Consider the following 15,123-nt stretch of genomic DNA (forward strand, 5'->3'; position numbering starts at 1 on the left):
CGCGCGCCCACGGACATTGGCCGACACGGGGACCCGCCGGGGTGGGGGTGGATGTGAGGGGGCGGGGGGTGGGGTGTCGTAGCATCCGGGGACGAAAGGGGCGAAGGTGATTTTACGGGGATCGGGCGGGTGACGGTGCGGGCCGGCGCGGCGGTGGTGGTTGCGGGGAGCCGGGTGCCGGCGCAGGCGGGGGCGGGGGCAGGGGCGCCGGGGGCCGTGGGGGGCGGGCCGGGGCGCGGGGTGGTGCGGCCGCTGCTCGCGCTGGTGGTCGTCGTGGTACTGCTGACGACGACGGGGTGGACGTCGGCGCTGTCTCCCCGGGCGGCGCGGGACGCGATGGCGGCGGCGCTGGCGGCGTGGGCGCACGGCACGGTCGGGGCCAGGCGGCTGCCGGGCGTGGACGCGGCACCCGGTACGGTCGCCCGTTTCTTCGCCTCGCTCAGCGGCGCCCAGCGCCTCGGGCTGGCGCGGCGCTACCCGCTGGTGGTCGGCAACCTGGACGGCGTGGACCCGGCGCTGCGCTACGGCGCCAACCGGCTCGCGCTGCTGCGGCAGCGTGCGGCGGTGCGGGCGGACCAGCACAGCGACCAACTCACCGCGGCGGGCCGTACCGCGATGGCGGACCTGGCGGACCGGTACACCTCGCTCCTGGCGGGCCGGCGGCAGATCCTCGCGTTCGACCCGACCGGGGGCGGGCGCGTCGCGGAGGTGCTGGGCGACCTGCGCACCGCGGACCGGATCGCGGTGGTCGTCCCCGGCGTGGACACCGATCTGGCCGACTTCGAACGCGCCGACGCCAAGCGGTACTCCGCCACTGCCGGGATGGCCCGCGCGCTGTACGGGGCCGAGCGCCGCGCCCGGCCCGGCGCGCGCGTCGCGGTGATCGCGTGGGCCGGGTACACCGCCCCGCGCGGCATCGGCCTGGACGCCTTCACCGGCACCCTCGCGGCGCGCGGCGCGGGCCGGCTGGAGTCGCTGCTCGCCGGGCTCCCGCGCCGCCGCGACGTGGCGCTGTTCTGCCACTCCTACGGCTCGGTGCTGTGCGGGCTGGCCGCGCCGCACCTGCCGCCCGGGCGGGTCCGCGACATCGCCGTCATGGGCAGCCCGGGCATGCGCGCCCGGGACGTCACCGCCCTCCACACCAGCGCGCGGGTGTGGGCGGCCCGGGACGCCGGGGACTGGATCGGCGGGGTGCCGCACGTGGAGTTCGCCGGGCTCGGCCACGGCACCGACCCGGTCTCCGCGGGTTTCGGCGCCCAGGTGATCAGCACCGCGGGCGCCGACGGGCACGGCGGCTACTTCGTGCCCGGGACGACCAGCCTCGCCAACTTCGCGGCGATCGCCCTGGGCGACTACTCGAAGATCATCCGCCCCACCCGGAACACCCGTACCAGCGGTCTTGTCCGGGTCATGGGCGCCCGGAAAAACCCACCCCTGTTTTGGTGACGCGCGTAGCGCATAAGGGACACAGGCGGCCGGGGCGGCCATAAGCTGAGCCTTATGGGTGAAGCGCTGACCGGGAGCAACGCCGTGTGGGAGTTCGAGCCCGACGCCGTGGTGATCCGGTACAGCAGAGGGGTGCGCGGGTCGCGGCTGCTCCAGGCGCTCGGTGAGCGGAGGGTGCCGCACGAGGCCCTGGCGGACGTGGAGCTGGTGCCCGGCCGCCGCGGCACCCTGGTCCTGCGGGCGACCCCGCGGCCGGGCGCCGACCCACTCATGGAGGTCGCCGGCGGCCAACTGCGGGAGAGCGCCGACCCCTACCGGCTGGTGCTGCCCGAGCAGAGCGCGTCGCTCGCCGAGACCGCCCGGGACGTGCTGCTGGCCGCCGTCCGCGCCGCCGCGGCCGGCACCGACCCGGCCGGCCCGCGCTTCCTCGTCCCGGCCCCCTCCGCGCCGCGCTCCTTCAAGGCGTACGACGCGAAGGCCACGTTCGACGGCCGGACGGTCGGCTTCCACTGGTTCCGCACCGGCGCGTCCACCGCCAAGTGGAACTCCGGGGACCAGACGTTTCCGGTCGAGGAGCTGAGCGGCGTCGAGTGGCGCTCGCCCGAGCAGGTCCACGGGCATCTGCGGCTGGTGCCGCGGGAGCGGACGGAGCCGCCGCCCGCCGCCGACCGCGACCCCGCCAGCGTCGTCTTCGGGCTCGGGTACGGCTCCGTGCACGAGTCGCTGCCGTTCGCCGCGGCCGTGCTCGCCGCGATCCGCACCGCCCGGGTCCGCCCGTAGCGGCTGCCGGGCTCAGGCCGTGCGATTCGGGGAGTGCGCGGCCGCGTACGTGTCGATCTTGCGGTCCAGCACCGTCAGGGTGCCCTGGAGTTCGGCGATGCGCCGCACCACGTCCGCCCGGGTCGACTCCAGCAGGGCGTGCCGCTCGCCGAACGTGTGCTCCCCGGCGCGCACCAGTTCCGCGTACGCCACCATGTCCGCGACCGGCATCCCCGTCAGCCGCAGGTTCCCCACGAACGCCAGCCAGTCCAGGTCGCGGTTGGTGAAACGGCGCTGGCCGGTGTGGGAGCGGTCCACGTGCGGCATCAGCCCGATCCGCTCGTACCACCGCAACGTGTGGGCGCTCAACCCGGTGAACGCCGCGACCTCGCCGATCGTGTACTGGTCCTGGCCGTCCGGGCGCATATGCGGCTCAGGTGCTGCGCAGTGCGCCTCGGTATCCGTCTGCCTCTGACCCACCCGCACCACTGTCATACCCCCCACGCTAAGACCTTCGAGCGCACTCCAGGCAAGGGGGTTCGGGGTGCCCCCGACCCCCCGGGGCGGGTGGTGCCTGCCGGCTGAGGGACCACCCCCCGGTGGTGGGCTGGTCGCGCCGTTCTCCCCCAGAGCTTCGCCTGGGAGGTACCCCCACGCGCCCCTGGATTCGCCCGGGTACTCCCGCGGAAGAAGCTCGCGCCCCAAAGGGGCGCGGGGAACGGCGCGACCAGCCACCGCGGACTGCAAGGTCCCGCAACTCCGCGGAGCGGGCACCCCGTAGGGTCAGGTCCATGGAGAGCTTGGCGATGATCGGGCAGTGGCCGGTGGCGAACGCCGCCGCGGGCGTGGTCCGGGCGGACGGAACCGTGGCGGGGACGTACGGCGACCTCCACCGGAGGTACCCCCTGGCGTCGGTGACGAAGCCGCTCGCGGCGTACGCGGTGCTGGTCGCGTGGGAGGAGGGCGTCTTCGAGCTGGACGACCCGGCGGGCCCGCAGGGCTCGACGGTACGGCACCTGCTCGCCCACACCTCGGGGCTCGCCTTCGACGCCGAGAAGGTCCTCGCCCTGCCCGGAACACGCCGCATCTACTCCAACACCGGCTTCGAGGCGCTGGGCGAAGCGCTGACGAAGGCCGCGGGCATCCCGTTCGCGGAGTACGCCCGCCAGGCGGTGCTGGAGCCGCTCGGCATGGCGGACACCGCGCTGGAGGGCTCGCCCGCCGCGGACGGCGTCTCCACGGTCGCGGACCTGCTGAGGTTCGCCGCGGAACTCCAGGACCCGCGGCTGCTGCACCCCTCGACCGTCGTGACCGCGACCTCCGTGGCGTTCCCGGGCCTGAAGGGCGTCCTGCCCGGCTACGGCGCGCAGGACCCGAACGACTGGGGCCTGGGCTTCGAGATCCGCGCCGCCAAGCGCCCGCACTGGACCGGCGCCCACTCCTCCCCCGCGACCTTCGGCCACTTCGGCCAGTCCGGCACCTTCCTGTGGGTGGACCCGCGGGCCGGCGCGGCCTGCGCGGTGCTGACCGACCGCCCCTTCGGCGAGTGGGCGACGCAGGCGTGGCCGCCGCTGACCGACGCGGTCCTCGCCGAACTGCCCGCCGCCGGATGACCGGGCAGCCGCAGGAGGAGGTCTGGCCCGCCGGGCGCCGCTATCCCGGCGGGGAGCCGTCGGCCGGAATCGAGACACTGCACGCGTTCTCCTTCGCGGACTTCTACGACCCGGCGAACCTGCGGTTCGGGATGCTGCTGGCCTGCAACGAGGAGCGCCTCACCCCCGGCGCGGGCTTCGCCGAGCACACGCACCGCGACACCGAGATCGTCACCTGGGTGATCGAGGGCGAGCTGGAGCACCGCGACGCCGACGGCACCGCGACCAGGCTGCGCGCGGGCGACGCCCAACTGCTCAGCGCGGGCGCCGGCGTGCGCCACGTGGAACGCAACCCCGGCCCCGCGCCGCTGCGCTTCCTCCAGATGTGGCTGCACCCGGACCCGGCCGGCGGCCCGCCCCGGCACACCGTCGCCGCCGGCGCCGTACCGGCCGGGCCCGGGCTGTTCCCGCTCGCCTCCGCCGCCCCGGGCGCCGCGCTGCCGCTGCGCCAGCCGCACGCCGCGCTGCACCTGGCCCGCGGCGCGCAGGACCTGCCGGCCGCCCCGTTCCAGTACGTGCATGTGCTGCGCGGCCGGGTCCGGATCGGCGCCGCGCGGCTCGGCCCGGGCGACGCCCTGCGCGCCACCGGCGCCCCCGCCCGGCGGGCCGACGCGGCCCCGGACGCGGAGTACCTGGTCTGGCGGATGACCGCCGAGCCCACCTACGGATGACCGAAACGGACAACCCGCCCCCCGAGTGACCGCGGCCATAAGGCAGGCTTGGACCGTGCCTCCTTCCGCGCAGAACCCGCCGCAGCGGCCGTCCCGGCCCGCCCGATCCGAGCCGCCCCGCGGCGACCACACCGCGACCCTGCGCCGGCTGGAGAAGTCCGCCGGGCGGCTGGCCGCACACGCCATCGCGCGGATGGACGAGCAACTGCCCTGGTACCGGGCGATGCCCCCGGAGAACCGCAGCTGGATCGGGCTCGTCGCGCAGGCCGGTATCGCCGCGTTCACCGAGTGGTTCCGCCACCCCGAGGCACCGCAGGCGATCAGCACCGACGTCTTCGGCACCGCCCCGCGCGAGCTGACCCGGGCGATCTCGCTGCGCCAGACCGTGGAGATGGTGCGCACCACCATCGAGGTCATGGAGTCCGCGATCGACGAGGTGGCCGCGCCCGGCGACGAGGGCGTGCTGCGCGAGGCGCTGCTCGTCTACGCCCGGGAGATCGCCTTCGCCACCGCGCAGGTCTACGCGCAGGCCGCCGAGGCGCGCGGCGCGTGGGACGCCCGGCTGGAGTCGCTGGTGGTCAACGCGGTGCTCTCCGGGGAGGCCGACGAGGGCGTGCTGTCGCGGGCCGCCGCGCTCGGCTGGAACTCGCCGGACAAGATCGTGGTGGTGCTCGGCACCGCGCCCAACGGCGACAGCGAGCTGACCGTGGAGGCGATCCGCCGGGCCTCCCGGCACGCGAAGCTCCAGGTGCTGACCGGGGTGCTCGGCGAGCGGCTGGTGGTGATCGCCGGGGGCGACGACGACCCGATCCGGGTGGCGAAGGCGCTGATCGGGCCGTTCGCGCCGGGTCCGGTGGTGGCCGGCCCGGTGGTCGGCGACCTGCTGTCGGCGACCCGGTCCGCGCAGGCCGCGGCCGCCGGGCTCAAGGCGTGCCGGGCCTGGCCGGACGCGCCACGCCCGGTACTCACCGACGATCTGCTGCCGGAGCGTGCGATGGCGGGCGACCGCTATGCTCGCAGTCAGCTGGTGGAGGAGATCTACAGGCCGCTGGAAGAGGCGGGCTCGGCGCTACTGGAGACTCTGAGTGTCTACCTGGAGCAGGCGTCCTCGCTGGAAGGGGCCGCGCGCATGCTGTTCGTGCACCCCAATACGGTGCGCTACCGGCTACGACGTGTGACCGACGTCACCGGCTGGTCACCCTCCGACGTACGTTCGGCGTTCACCCTGCGCATCGCCCTGATCCTGGGCCGACTCTCCGACAAGGACCCGCGGCGCTGACACGTTTGTTGGACACCCACAAATCGGCTGACACTTCTTCGTCCTTGTCCCCACGGGCGGTGACACCCGCCCGCGAGAGAGAGTGTGAACGTGCTCGTACTCGTCGCTCCCGGCCAAGGCGCCCAGACGCCCGGCTTCCTGTCTCCCTGGCTCGACCTGCCCGGCGCTGCCGGCCGGCTCGCGGGCTGGTCCGACGCGGTCGGCCTCGACCTCGTCCACTACGGCACGAAGGCCGACGCGGACGAGATCCGCGACACCAAGGTGGCCCAACCGCTGCTGGTGGCGGCCGGGTTGCTGTCCGCCGGTGAGCTCGGCGTGTTCCGCGACGGCGCCGCCGGGCGGCCCGACGCGGTCGCCGGGCACAGCGTCGGCGAGATCACCGCGGCGGTGCTCGCCGGCGTGCTGACCGAGCAGGACGCGCTGGCGTTCGTGGCCGCCCGCGGCCGGGCGATGGCCGAGGCGGCCGCGGTCACCGAGACCGGCATGTCCGCGGTGCTCGGCGGCGACCAGGACACGGTCGTCGCCCACCTGGCCGGGCTGGGGCTGACCCCGGCGAACATCAACGGCGCCGGGCAGATCGTGGCGGCCGGCACCCTGGAGCAGCTGGCGGCACTCGCCGAACAGAAGCCCGAGGGCGCCCGGGTCCGGCCGCTGGCGGTGGCCGGCGCGTTCCACACCGACCACATGGCGCCGGCGGTGGCCGCGCTGGAGGCCCTCGCGCCGACGCTGACCGTTTCCGACCCGTCGCTGCCGTATGTCTCGAACGCGGACGGGCAGAAGGTGGACAAGGGCGCGGACGTCGTGGGCCGGCTGGTCAACCAGGTCTCGCACCCGGTGCGCTGGGACCTGTGCATGGAAACGTTCAAGCAGCTCGGGGTCACCGCGATCATCGAGGTCTCCCCCGGCGGCACGCTGGTGGGTATCGCCAAGCGCGCCCTGCCCGGCGTCCGCACCCTGGCGCTGAAGACACCGGACCAGCTCGACGCCGCGCGCGAGCTGGCCGCGGAGGCGGCGGGCGTTCCGCCGCAGGACCGACCGGAAGACGCCCCCTCCCAGGACGCGACGAAGGAGCACCCGCAGCGATGACAGCGAAGATCAGCCCCAGCAAAGGTGCTCCGTACGCCCGCATCGTCGGCGTGGGCGGCTACCGCCCGGTCCGGGTGGTGCCCAACGAGGTGATCCTCGAGCACATCGACTCCAGCGACGAGTGGATCAGGTCCCGCTCCGGGATCGCCTCCCGGCACTGGGCCGGGCCGGACGAGACGGTCGCCGAGATGTCGATCGAGGCCGCCGGCAAGGCGATCGCCGACGCCGGGCTCGACGCCGCCGACATCGACGCGGTCGTCGTCGCGACCGTCTCGCACTTCAAGCAGACCCCGGCGATCGCCACCGAGATCGCCCACCGGATCGGCGCGGGCAAGCCGGCCGCGTTCGACATCTCGGCCGGCTGCGCGGGCTTCACCTACGGCCTGACCCTCGGCAAGGGCATGATCACCGACGGGTCCGCCCGGCACGTCCTGGTGATCGGCGTGGAGCGGCTCAGCGACCTCACCGACAAGGAGGACCGGGCGACCGCGTTCCTCTTCGGCGACGGCGCGGGCGCGGTCGTGCTCGGCCCGGCCAAGGAGCCCGCCATAGGGCCGACCGTCTGGGGCTCGGAGGGCGACAAGGCCGGCACCATCACCCAGACGGTGGCGTGGGACGCGTTCCGCTCCGGCGACTCCTCGCAGCTGCCGGTCGACACCCGCGGCGAGGTCAAGTTCCCCGCGATCACGCAGGAGGGCCAGGCGGTCTTCCGCTGGGCGGTGTACGAGATGGCCCGGGTCGCCCAGGAGGCGCTGGACGCCGCCGGCGTGGCCGCCGAGGATCTCGACGCCTTCATCCCGCACCAGGCCAACATGCGGATCATCGACTCCATGATCAAGGCCCTCAAGCTGCCCGAACACGTCGCGGTCGCCCGGGACATCGAGACCACCGGCAACACCTCGGCGGCCTCCATCCCGCTGGCGATGGAGCGGCTGCTCGCCTCCGGTGCGGCCAAGAGTGGCGACACCGCACTGATCATCGGTTTCGGGGCGGGGCTGGTCTACGCGGCCACGGTCGTTACTCTCCCCTAGACACACCTCGCGGCGCCGCAGTCCCGCACGCCGCATCGCACAGCAACACATCAAGGAGCGCCGTAAAGATGGCCACCAAGGAAGAGATCGTCGCGGGTCTCGCCGACATCGTGAACGAGATCGCCGGCATCCCCACCGAGGACGTGCAGCTCGACAAGTCCTTCACCGACGACCTGGACGTCGACTCGCTGTCCATGGTCGAGGTCGTCGTGGCGGCCGAGGAGCAGTTCAACGTGAAGATCCCGGACGACGACGTCAAGAACCTCAAGACGGTCGGCGACGCGGTCGACTACATCCTCAAGGCCCAGGGCTGAGCGGACCCCACCGCGGCCTCATCCCCCGCCGCGGGTCCCCGGCGGACCTGTGAACACCCGGACGACGCGCCTGTCGCCCGCCCTTCTAGACGTGGAGAGACAATTCCTGTGAGCCCGACCAATCGCACCGTGGTCGTCACCGGTATCGGAGCAACCACACCGCTGGGTGGCGACAGCGCGTCGACCTGGGACGCCATGCTGGCCGGCCGTTCCGGTGTCCGGACGCTTACGCAGGACTGGGCCGCCGAACTGCCGGTGCGGATCGCGGCCGGCATCGCGGTGGAGCCGGGCGAGGTCCTGCCCCGCCCGGTCGCCCGCAAGCTCGACCGCAGCGCGCAGTTCGCGCTGATCGCCGCCCGCGAGGCGTGGGCCGACGCCGGGTTCACCGCGAAGGCCGGGGAGGACCCCTCGGTCGACCCGGACCGGCTCGGCACGGTGATCGCCTCCGGCATCGGCGGCGTCACCACCCTGCTCGACCAGTACGACGTGCTGAAGAACCAGGGGGTCCGCAAGGTCTCCCCGCACACCGTGCCGATGCTGATGCCCAACAGCCCGGCCGCGAACGTCGGTATCGACGTCAACGCCCGCGCGGGCGTCCACACCCCCGTCAGCGCCTGCGCGTCCGGCGCGGAGGCGATCGGCTACGCGATCGAGATGATCCGCACCGGCCGGGCCGACGTGGTGGTGGCCGGCGGCACCGAGGCGGCGATCCACCCGCTGCCGATCGTGGCGTTCGGCAACATGATGGCGATGTCCAAGAACAACGAGGACCCGCAGGGCGCGTCCCGTCCCTACGACGCGGCCCGCAACGGCTTCGTGCTCGGCGAGGGCGCCGGCGTGGTGGTCCTGGAGTCCGCGGAGCATGCGGCGGCGCGCGGCGCGCGGGCCTACTGCGAAGCGGTCGGCCAGGGCATCTCGGCCGACGCGCACCACATCACGCAGCCGGAGCCGTCCGGCCGCGGGATCGCGTCCGCGCTCCAGCACCTGCTGGAGAACACGGACATCAAGCCGGCGGAGATCGTGCACGCCAACGCGCACGCGACGTCCACCCCGCAGGGGGACATCGCCGAACTCAAGGCGCTGCGCAAGGTGTTCGGCGACGACGTCGACCACATCGCGATCTCCGCGACCAAGTCCATGACCGGGCACCTGCTCGGCGGGGCCGGCGGGATCGAGACGGTCACGACGGTGCTCGCGCTCCACCACCGGATCGCGCCGCCCACGATCAACCTGGTGAACCCGGACCCCGAGATGGTCGCGGACGTCGTCCGCGACCAGCCCCGTGAGCTGCCTACCGGCACCATCGCCGCGTTGAACGACTCCTTCGGGTTCGGCGGGCACAACGTCGTCCTCGCGCTCCGCACGTTGCCGCAGTAACGGCACCTTCCGGGTTGCCCGGACCCGTAGTCCCAGGACCTTGCGGTCCGTGGGTGGCTGGTCGCGCCGTTCCCCGCGCCCCTTGGTATGTGCGGCTCGCCGCGTGCTTGCCCCGGGAGTACCCGGGCAAATCGAGGGGCGCGGGGAACGGCGCGACCAGCCACCGCGGACCGCAAGGTCCCGCAACTCCGCGGACTGGCAGCCCGGGGGGTCCCGTTACCCCGGGAAGCTGGCGAAGTACGCCGCGGCCATGTCGTCTCCGCCGTGTCCTTGGTCGAGGGCACGGCGGAAGCGTTCCGCGCCCGCGGCGGCGACGTCGAGCCGGACCCCGCGCCGTTCCGCCGCGTCGACGATGAGCGTGAGGTCCTTGAGCGCACCCTCGACCGTGAAGGACGGGGAGTAGTCGCCGGCGCGGATCGTGGACGCCTTGAGGCGGAGGTAGGGCGTGTCCATCGGGCCGCCCTCGATGGCCTCGAAGAAGCGGTCGGGGTCGACCCCGAGCCCCTTCGCGAGCGCCATCACCTCGCCGGCGGCGTTCGTGATGGCCAGCACCCAGCTGTTGAGCACCAGTTTGAGCGCGCTGGCGGCGCCGCCGTCCCCGTCGTCGTCGACATGGATCACCTTGCTGCCGATCGCTTCGAAGACCGGCCCGGCCAGCGCCCTGGCAGCGGCGGGCCCGGCCACGAGCACCGTCAACTGACCGCTCTCGGCGGGCGCTTTGGTGCCGAGGACGGGTGCGTCGAGGAAGAGCAGCCCGCCCGCCGCGGCGACGGCGGCGAGTTCGCTCTGCGCGTCCGGCCCGACCGTGCTGCTCTGCACCCACACCGCGCCCCGGGTCAGCGCGGGCCCGGCGGTGCGCATCACGTCGAGCACGGCGGGGCCGTCGAGCAGCATCGTGAGCACCACGTCCGCGCCGGTGACCGCCGCCGCGGGGTCCGCGGTGACCTGGACCCCGGCGTCGGCGAGCGGCTGCGCGCGGGCAATCGTACGGTTCCAGGCGCGGACGTCGTGTCCGGCGGCGGCGAGGTTGCGGGCCATACCGGCGCCCATGATGCCGGTGCCCAGGACTGCGACGGTGAGCTTCTGCGATGACATGCCAGCAGGCTATTGCCCCGGCGCGGCGAACGCGGGAGGGCGTACGGCGGGGGCGGGCGCGGTCGTCCGGCTGGTCGTACCTCAGACCACCTGGTGCAGCCAGCGGACCGGGGCGCCCTCGCCGGCGTAGCGGAAGGGCTCCAGTTCATCGTCCCAGGGCTTGCCGAGCAGACGGGACAGCTCGGCCTCGAGGTCGGCCTCGCCCTTGCGGGCGCGCTGCATGGCCGCGCGCAGCCGGTCCTCGGGGATGAGGATGTCGCCGTGCATGCCGATGACCGCGTGGAAGATGCCGAGTTCGGGGGTCGCGCTGTAGCGCTCGCCCTCGGCGGTCGCACACGGCTCCGCGGTCACCTCGAAGCGTACGAGCTGCCAACCGCGCAGCGCGGACGCGAGTTTCGAGGCGGTGCCGGGCTCACCCTGCCAGGAGAACTCGGCGCGCCAGGTGCCCGGGGCCGCGGGCTGCCGGACCCAGTCGAGGTTGACACGCACGCCGAGGACGCCCGCGACGGCCCACTCCACATGTGGGCACAGCGCGCGCGGTGCGGCGTGCACGTACAGAACTCCACGTGTCGTCACCGGTTCCTCCAGTGTGGGACGAGGTTCGCCTTCCCCAGCGGCCTCACCCTCGTACTGGTTGAACCCGGGGCAACATGCCACATTCTGCACTATTCAGCTGAATCAGGACAACTTCCGTCCCGTCGCCCGCCGGACGTCGACCTCCCGTCAGATCGGTACACCTGTCAGGGGAAAAGCTACCCTGCGACGTCTTCCCGGGGGTGGCGTACGGTCGGGCCGACGGCAGATGTCACCCACTCGTCGGAGGGAACCGGGAGGAGAAAGCGCATGCGCAAGCTGTCGGGACTTGCTCTGGCACTCACCGTGACCGCTGCTCTGCTGGGCGGATGCGGTGCCGGCGGCGGCGCGCCGGACGGTGGCCGACGGACGGCTGCCGCACACACGTCGCATTCCGCGACCGCCACCGCGCCGCGCTCGGGCTCCTCTTCGGCACCGCCCTCGGCGTCCGCCGCGCCGTCCACCGCCGCGCGCCCGCCCGCCCGGCCGTGGAACACCCGCCCGGGCAGCGTCGCCGCGATCGGCGACTCCATCACCCGCGGCTTCGACGCCTGCCACCCGCTGTCGGACTGCCCGGACGTCTCCTGGGCGACCGGCGGCCGGCAGCAGGTGGACAGCGTCAGCGCTCGGCTGGGCGCGGCCCGCAGCTGGAACCTGGCGCAGTCCGGGGCGCACGCCGCCGACCTGCCCGCCCAGGCGCGGGCCGCGGCGGCCCACCACCCGGCGATGGTGACGGTCCTCATCGGCGCGAACGACGCGTGCGCGGCCGACACCGGCACGATGACGTCCGTCGCCGCCTTCCGCGCCTCCGTCGCCGCCACCCTGGCGTACCTGCACCGTGCGCTGCCGGCCACGCAGGTGCTGGTGGCGAGCATCCCCGACCTGGAGCGGCTGTGGTCGGTCGGCCGCTCCAACCTGCTGGGCCGCGAGGTGTGGAAGCTCGGCCTGTGCCCCACGATGCTCGACGACCCGACCTCCGACAGCGCCGCCGCCACCCAGCGCCGCACCGCGGTGCGCACCCGGGTGCAGGCGTACAACACGGTGCTCGGGCAGGTCTGCGCGACCTACCGGCGCTGCCGCTACGACGGCGGCGCCGTCTTCGCCTACCGCTTCGGCACCGGCGACCTCAGCACCTGGGACTGGTTCCACCCGAACCAGCAGGGGCAGTCCCAACTGGCCCGCATCATGGCGGCGGTGGCGTCCCGCCCGCCGAGCTAGGGCCTTTCGGACGGGGCTGCTACGGCTTTTCGGGCGGGGTCGCGGGCGGGGCTTCCGCCGGTTGCGGCAGGGGCGCGGTCAGACGTGGGTCGGCGCTGGAGCGGCCCGCGTCGAGGACGTACGGGCCCGGCTCCGGCCGCCAGGCGCCCGCCGCCTCGTCCCAGAACTCCGCGGCCCGCGACGGCACGTGCAGCACCGCTTCGGCGCTCTCGCCCGGCGCCGCCGCCACCGCGGCGAAGGCGGCCAGCCGCCGGGTGCCGCCGGGCGGCGTGAGGTAGAGCTGCACGACCTCCCGCCCGGCCCGGCCGCCGCTGTTGCGCACCGCGACCCGGACCGTGGCCAACACGCCCTCGTCCGTGGACGGTTGCGCCTCGATCGCGGTGTACTCCCAGGAGGTGTAGCCCAGTCCGTGCCCGAAGGGGTAGGCCGGGTCGGGGCCGCCGCGGGCGGCCCAGGCGCGGTAGCCGATGAACAGGCCCTCGTCGTAGGCGAGTTCGCCCTCTACCGGGGTGACCTGGGAGACCGGGGCGTCGGTGAGGCTCGCCGGCCAGGTGGTGGGCAGCCGGCCGCCCGGCTCCTCGGCGCCCAGCAGCACGTCGGCGAGCGCCGCGCCCGCCTCCTGCCCGGGGAACCACGCCAGCAGCACCGCCGCGACCTCCTCGCGCCACGGCAGCTCCACCGGCGCACCGGCGTTGACCACCACCACCGTGCGGGGGTTGACCGCGGCCACCCGCGCCACCAGCTCGTCCTGCCGCCCCGGCAGCCGCAGGCAGGTCCGGTCGAAGCCCTCGGACTCCACCCGCTCGGTGGTCGCCACGACCACCACCGCCGTCTCGGCCGCGGCCGCCACCGCGACCGCCTCCGCCAGCAACTCCTCCGGGTCCCGCTCCGGTTCGCCGTGCAGCAGGCTGAACCCGACTGCCTGGATCGGCAGTTCGGCCAGTTCCGGCGGCAGCGTGTAGCGCAGCGCCACCTCGACCGGTTCGCCCGCGGGCAGTTCGACGCCGCCGCGCTCGGCCGGGCGGCCGAAGAACGCCTCGAACGGGTCCTCGTGCGGGTCGGACTGCACCCCGTCGAAGAGCACCTGGCCGGCGACCTCCAGCCGGAAGCCGCCGTTGCCGCGGGTGCCGAAGCGGTGCGCGCCCGCCACGGCCGGGACGAACACGCCGCGCACCTCGACCGCGCTCAGCTCCTCGTAGGCCACGCCCTCGGGCAGGTCGCCCATCCACTGCACCTGGCCGCTGGGCAGCGGCTCGCTGCCCAGCTCCCGGCCGCCCGCGTCCAGCGCGACCGCGCGCAGTGTGAAGCCCTCGCCGGCGGGCGCCAGTTCGTCGCTCGGGTCGGCGCCCGTGGCGTACACCAGCGGCACCTGGCGCGGCAGCGCGGCCCGCAGCCCGTCCAGCGGCGAGACCACGTGGTCGGGGAAGACCTGCGCGGAGCCGCCGCCGAGGACGCGGGCGTGCCGGGCGGCGGCGCCGATCAGCGCGATCCCGCCGCCGTACGGGTCGATCGGCAGCGCCGGGCGTCCGGGCCGCGGCGCGTTGCTCAGCAGCACGCAGCCGCGTACCGCGATCTCGCGGGCCAGGGCCGCCCCGTCGACCGCGGGCGGGGGCGCCGCGGCCTCGGCGGGTGCCCCGGCCAGCAGCCCGGCCCGCGCGGCCAGCCGCAGCACGCGCGCGGCCGCCTCGTCGACCAGTTGCTCGTCCACCTCGCCGGAGCGGACCGCGGCGGCCAGCGCCTCGCCGTAGACCGTCACCGGGCCGGGCATCGCCAGGTCCAGGCCGCCGCGGATCGCGCCCACCGTGGACCGCGCGCCGAACCAGTCGGCGACCACCACCCCGTCGAAGCCCCACTCCTCGCGCAGCACCCCGCGCAGCAGCTGCGCGTGCTCGGTCATCGGCACGCCGTTCACCGCGTTGTACGCCGCCATCACGCCCCAGGGCCGGGCGTCCCGCACGATCGCCTCGAAGGGCGCGAGGTACAGCTCGCGCAGGGCCCGCGCGCCGACGGTGTTGTTCACGGTGAAGCGCTCGGTCTCGGCGTCGTTGGCCACGAAGTGCTTGACGGTGACGCCGATGCCGCCGTCCTGCACGCCCCGCACGTAGGCGGTGCCGATCGCGCCGGTCAGGTAGGGGTCCTCGCTGTACGCCTCGAAGTGCCGCCCGCCGAGCGGGCTGCGGTGGAGGTTCACCGTGGGCGCCAGCAGCACGTGGACGCCCTTGCGGCGCGCCTCCTGGGCCAGCAGCCGGCCCGCCCGGCGGGCCAGAGCGGGGTCCCAGGCGGCCGCGAGGGCGGTGGGGCTGGGCAGCGCGACGGACGGGTCCACCGCGGTCCAGCGCCGGCCCCGTACGCCGATCGGACCGTCGGACATCACCAGTTCGCCGAGCCCGATCTCCGGCAGCGGGCGCAGCGCCCACATGTCGCGGCCGGCCAGCAGGTCGGCCTTCGCCGCCAGGTCCAGCCGTGCCAGCGCCCGTGCCACCGCCTGTTCGGCCGTGTCCTCGCCCGTGCCCCGCTCCGCCATGCCGCATCCCTTCGCCGACGCCGTCGACCCGTGACCCGCGCCCCAGTATCACCGCGGCACCCCGCCCAGGAGGAGACCCGCGGCGCGCCCGGCGCGGA

The 15,123-nt window shown here is 74.5% G+C and carries 14 protein-coding genes; 10 read left to right on the forward strand and 4 right to left on the reverse strand.

Annotated elements, in window-relative coordinates; translation table 11 throughout:
- The first annotated feature begins 216 nt into the window (after positions 1-216).
- Positions 217-1,446: an alpha/beta hydrolase gene (locus WA788_RS31405; RefSeq protein ID WP_335983201.1), complete on the forward strand. Its 1,230-nt coding sequence runs from the start codon at positions 217-219 to the stop codon at positions 1,444-1,446.
- Positions 1,447-1,500: 54 nt separating this feature from the next.
- Complete coding sequence (locus WA788_RS31410) at positions 1,501-2,226, forward strand: DUF4429 domain-containing protein (RefSeq protein WP_335983203.1); 726 nt, start codon at positions 1,501-1,503, stop codon at positions 2,224-2,226.
- A 12-nt stretch (positions 2,227-2,238) separates the two neighbouring features.
- On the opposite strand, the gene WA788_RS31415 is transcribed toward WA788_RS31410, so the two are convergent.
- Complete coding sequence (locus WA788_RS31415; RefSeq protein ID WP_335983205.1) at positions 2,239-2,700, reverse strand: MerR family transcriptional regulator; 462 nt, start codon at positions 2,698-2,700, stop codon at positions 2,239-2,241.
- A gap of 296 nt (positions 2,701-2,996) precedes the next feature.
- Between WA788_RS31415 and WA788_RS31420 the strand changes: the two genes are divergently transcribed.
- From WA788_RS31420 to WA788_RS31450, 7 genes are all read left to right on the forward strand, one after another.
- Positions 2,997-3,818 (forward strand): serine hydrolase domain-containing protein, encoded by an 822-nt coding sequence (locus WA788_RS31420; RefSeq protein WP_335983207.1) that lies wholly within the window; start codon positions 2,997-2,999, stop codon positions 3,816-3,818.
- Positions 3,815-4,528, forward strand: coding sequence for a pirin family protein (locus WA788_RS31425; protein ID WP_335983208.1), 714 nt, complete (start codon positions 3,815-3,817; stop codon positions 4,526-4,528). Before WA788_RS31420 ends, WA788_RS31425 begins: the two co-directional genes overlap by 4 nt.
- 139 nt (positions 4,529-4,667) lie before the next feature.
- Positions 4,668-5,807 carry a PucR family transcriptional regulator gene (locus WA788_RS31430; protein WP_335983320.1) on the forward strand — a complete coding sequence of 380 codons (1,140 nt, stop codon included), beginning with the start codon at positions 4,668-4,670 and terminating at the stop codon, positions 5,805-5,807.
- 90 nt (positions 5,808-5,897) lie between these two features.
- Complete coding sequence (locus WA788_RS31435) at positions 5,898-6,893, forward strand: ACP S-malonyltransferase (RefSeq protein ID WP_335983210.1); 996 nt, start codon at positions 5,898-5,900, stop codon at positions 6,891-6,893.
- Positions 6,890-7,924 carry a ketoacyl-ACP synthase III gene (locus WA788_RS31440; RefSeq protein WP_335983212.1) on the forward strand — a complete coding sequence of 345 codons (1,035 nt, stop codon included), beginning with the start codon at positions 6,890-6,892 and terminating at the stop codon, positions 7,922-7,924. The genes WA788_RS31435 and WA788_RS31440 overlap by 4 nt, the downstream gene beginning before the upstream one ends.
- 68 nt (positions 7,925-7,992) lie before the next feature.
- Positions 7,993-8,238: an acyl carrier protein gene (locus WA788_RS31445; RefSeq protein WP_335983214.1), complete on the forward strand. Its 246-nt coding sequence runs from the start codon at positions 7,993-7,995 to the stop codon at positions 8,236-8,238.
- Between the two features lie 108 nt (positions 8,239-8,346).
- A complete protein-coding gene (locus WA788_RS31450; RefSeq protein WP_335983216.1) occupies positions 8,347-9,615 on the forward strand; it encodes a beta-ketoacyl-[acyl-carrier-protein] synthase family protein in 1,269 nt (422 codons plus the stop codon).
- A gap of 216 nt (positions 9,616-9,831) precedes the next feature.
- Here WA788_RS31450 and WA788_RS31455 read toward each other — a convergent pair whose 3' ends face one another.
- Both WA788_RS31455 and WA788_RS31460 read right to left on the reverse strand, forming a co-directional pair.
- Positions 9,832-10,710, reverse strand: a complete 879-nt coding sequence (locus tag WA788_RS31455) for an NAD(P)-dependent oxidoreductase (protein ID WP_335983218.1) — start codon at positions 10,708-10,710, stop codon at positions 9,832-9,834.
- Between the two features lie 81 nt (positions 10,711-10,791).
- Positions 10,792-11,286: a DUF3145 domain-containing protein gene (locus tag WA788_RS31460; protein WP_335983220.1), complete on the reverse strand. Its 495-nt coding sequence runs from the start codon at positions 11,284-11,286 to the stop codon at positions 10,792-10,794.
- A 267-nt stretch (positions 11,287-11,553) separates the two neighbouring features.
- Here WA788_RS31460 and WA788_RS31465 point away from each other — a divergent pair, with 267 nt between their 5' ends.
- A complete protein-coding gene (locus WA788_RS31465; protein WP_335983222.1) occupies positions 11,554-12,501 on the forward strand; it encodes an SGNH/GDSL hydrolase family protein in 948 nt (315 codons plus the stop codon).
- Positions 12,502-12,520: 19 nt separating this feature from the next.
- Here WA788_RS31465 and WA788_RS31470 read toward each other — a convergent pair whose 3' ends face one another.
- A complete protein-coding gene (locus WA788_RS31470; RefSeq protein WP_335983224.1) occupies positions 12,521-15,025 on the reverse strand; it encodes a beta-glucosidase family protein in 2,505 nt (834 codons plus the stop codon).
- Positions 15,026-15,123 lie beyond the last annotated feature (98 nt).

The organism is Streptomyces sp. CA2R106 (genome assembly GCF_037034245.1).
Taxonomy (GTDB): Bacteria; Actinomycetota; Actinomycetes; order Streptomycetales; family Streptomycetaceae; genus Actinacidiphila.

Excerpts from the sequence above, each read along its gene's own strand:
- WA788_RS31420 (WP_335983207.1), top strand. The coding sequence starts at position 2,997 with ATGGAGAGCTTGGCGATGATCGGGCAGTGGCCGGTGGCGAACGCCGCC.
- WA788_RS31455 (WP_335983218.1), bottom strand. The coding sequence starts at position 10,710 with ATGTCATCGCAGAAGCTCACCGTCGCAGTCCTGGGCACCGGCATCATG.
- WA788_RS31445 (WP_335983214.1), top strand. The coding sequence starts at position 7,993 with ATGGCCACCAAGGAAGAGATCGTCGCGGGTCTCGCCGACATCGTGAAC.
- WA788_RS31465 (WP_335983222.1), top strand. The coding sequence starts at position 11,554 with ATGCGCAAGCTGTCGGGACTTGCTCTGGCACTCACCGTGACCGCTGCT.
- WA788_RS31415 (WP_335983205.1), bottom strand. The coding sequence starts at position 2,700 with ATGACAGTGGTGCGGGTGGGTCAGAGGCAGACGGATACCGAGGCGCAC.
- WA788_RS31440 (WP_335983212.1), top strand. The coding sequence starts at position 6,890 with ATGACAGCGAAGATCAGCCCCAGCAAAGGTGCTCCGTACGCCCGCATC.
- WA788_RS31470 (WP_335983224.1), bottom strand. The coding sequence starts at position 15,025 with ATGGCGGAGCGGGGCACGGGCGAGGACACGGCCGAACAGGCGGTGGCA.
- WA788_RS31425 (WP_335983208.1), top strand. The coding sequence starts at position 3,815 with ATGACCGGGCAGCCGCAGGAGGAGGTCTGGCCCGCCGGGCGCCGCTAT.
- WA788_RS31410 (WP_335983203.1), top strand. The coding sequence starts at position 1,501 with ATGGGTGAAGCGCTGACCGGGAGCAACGCCGTGTGGGAGTTCGAGCCC.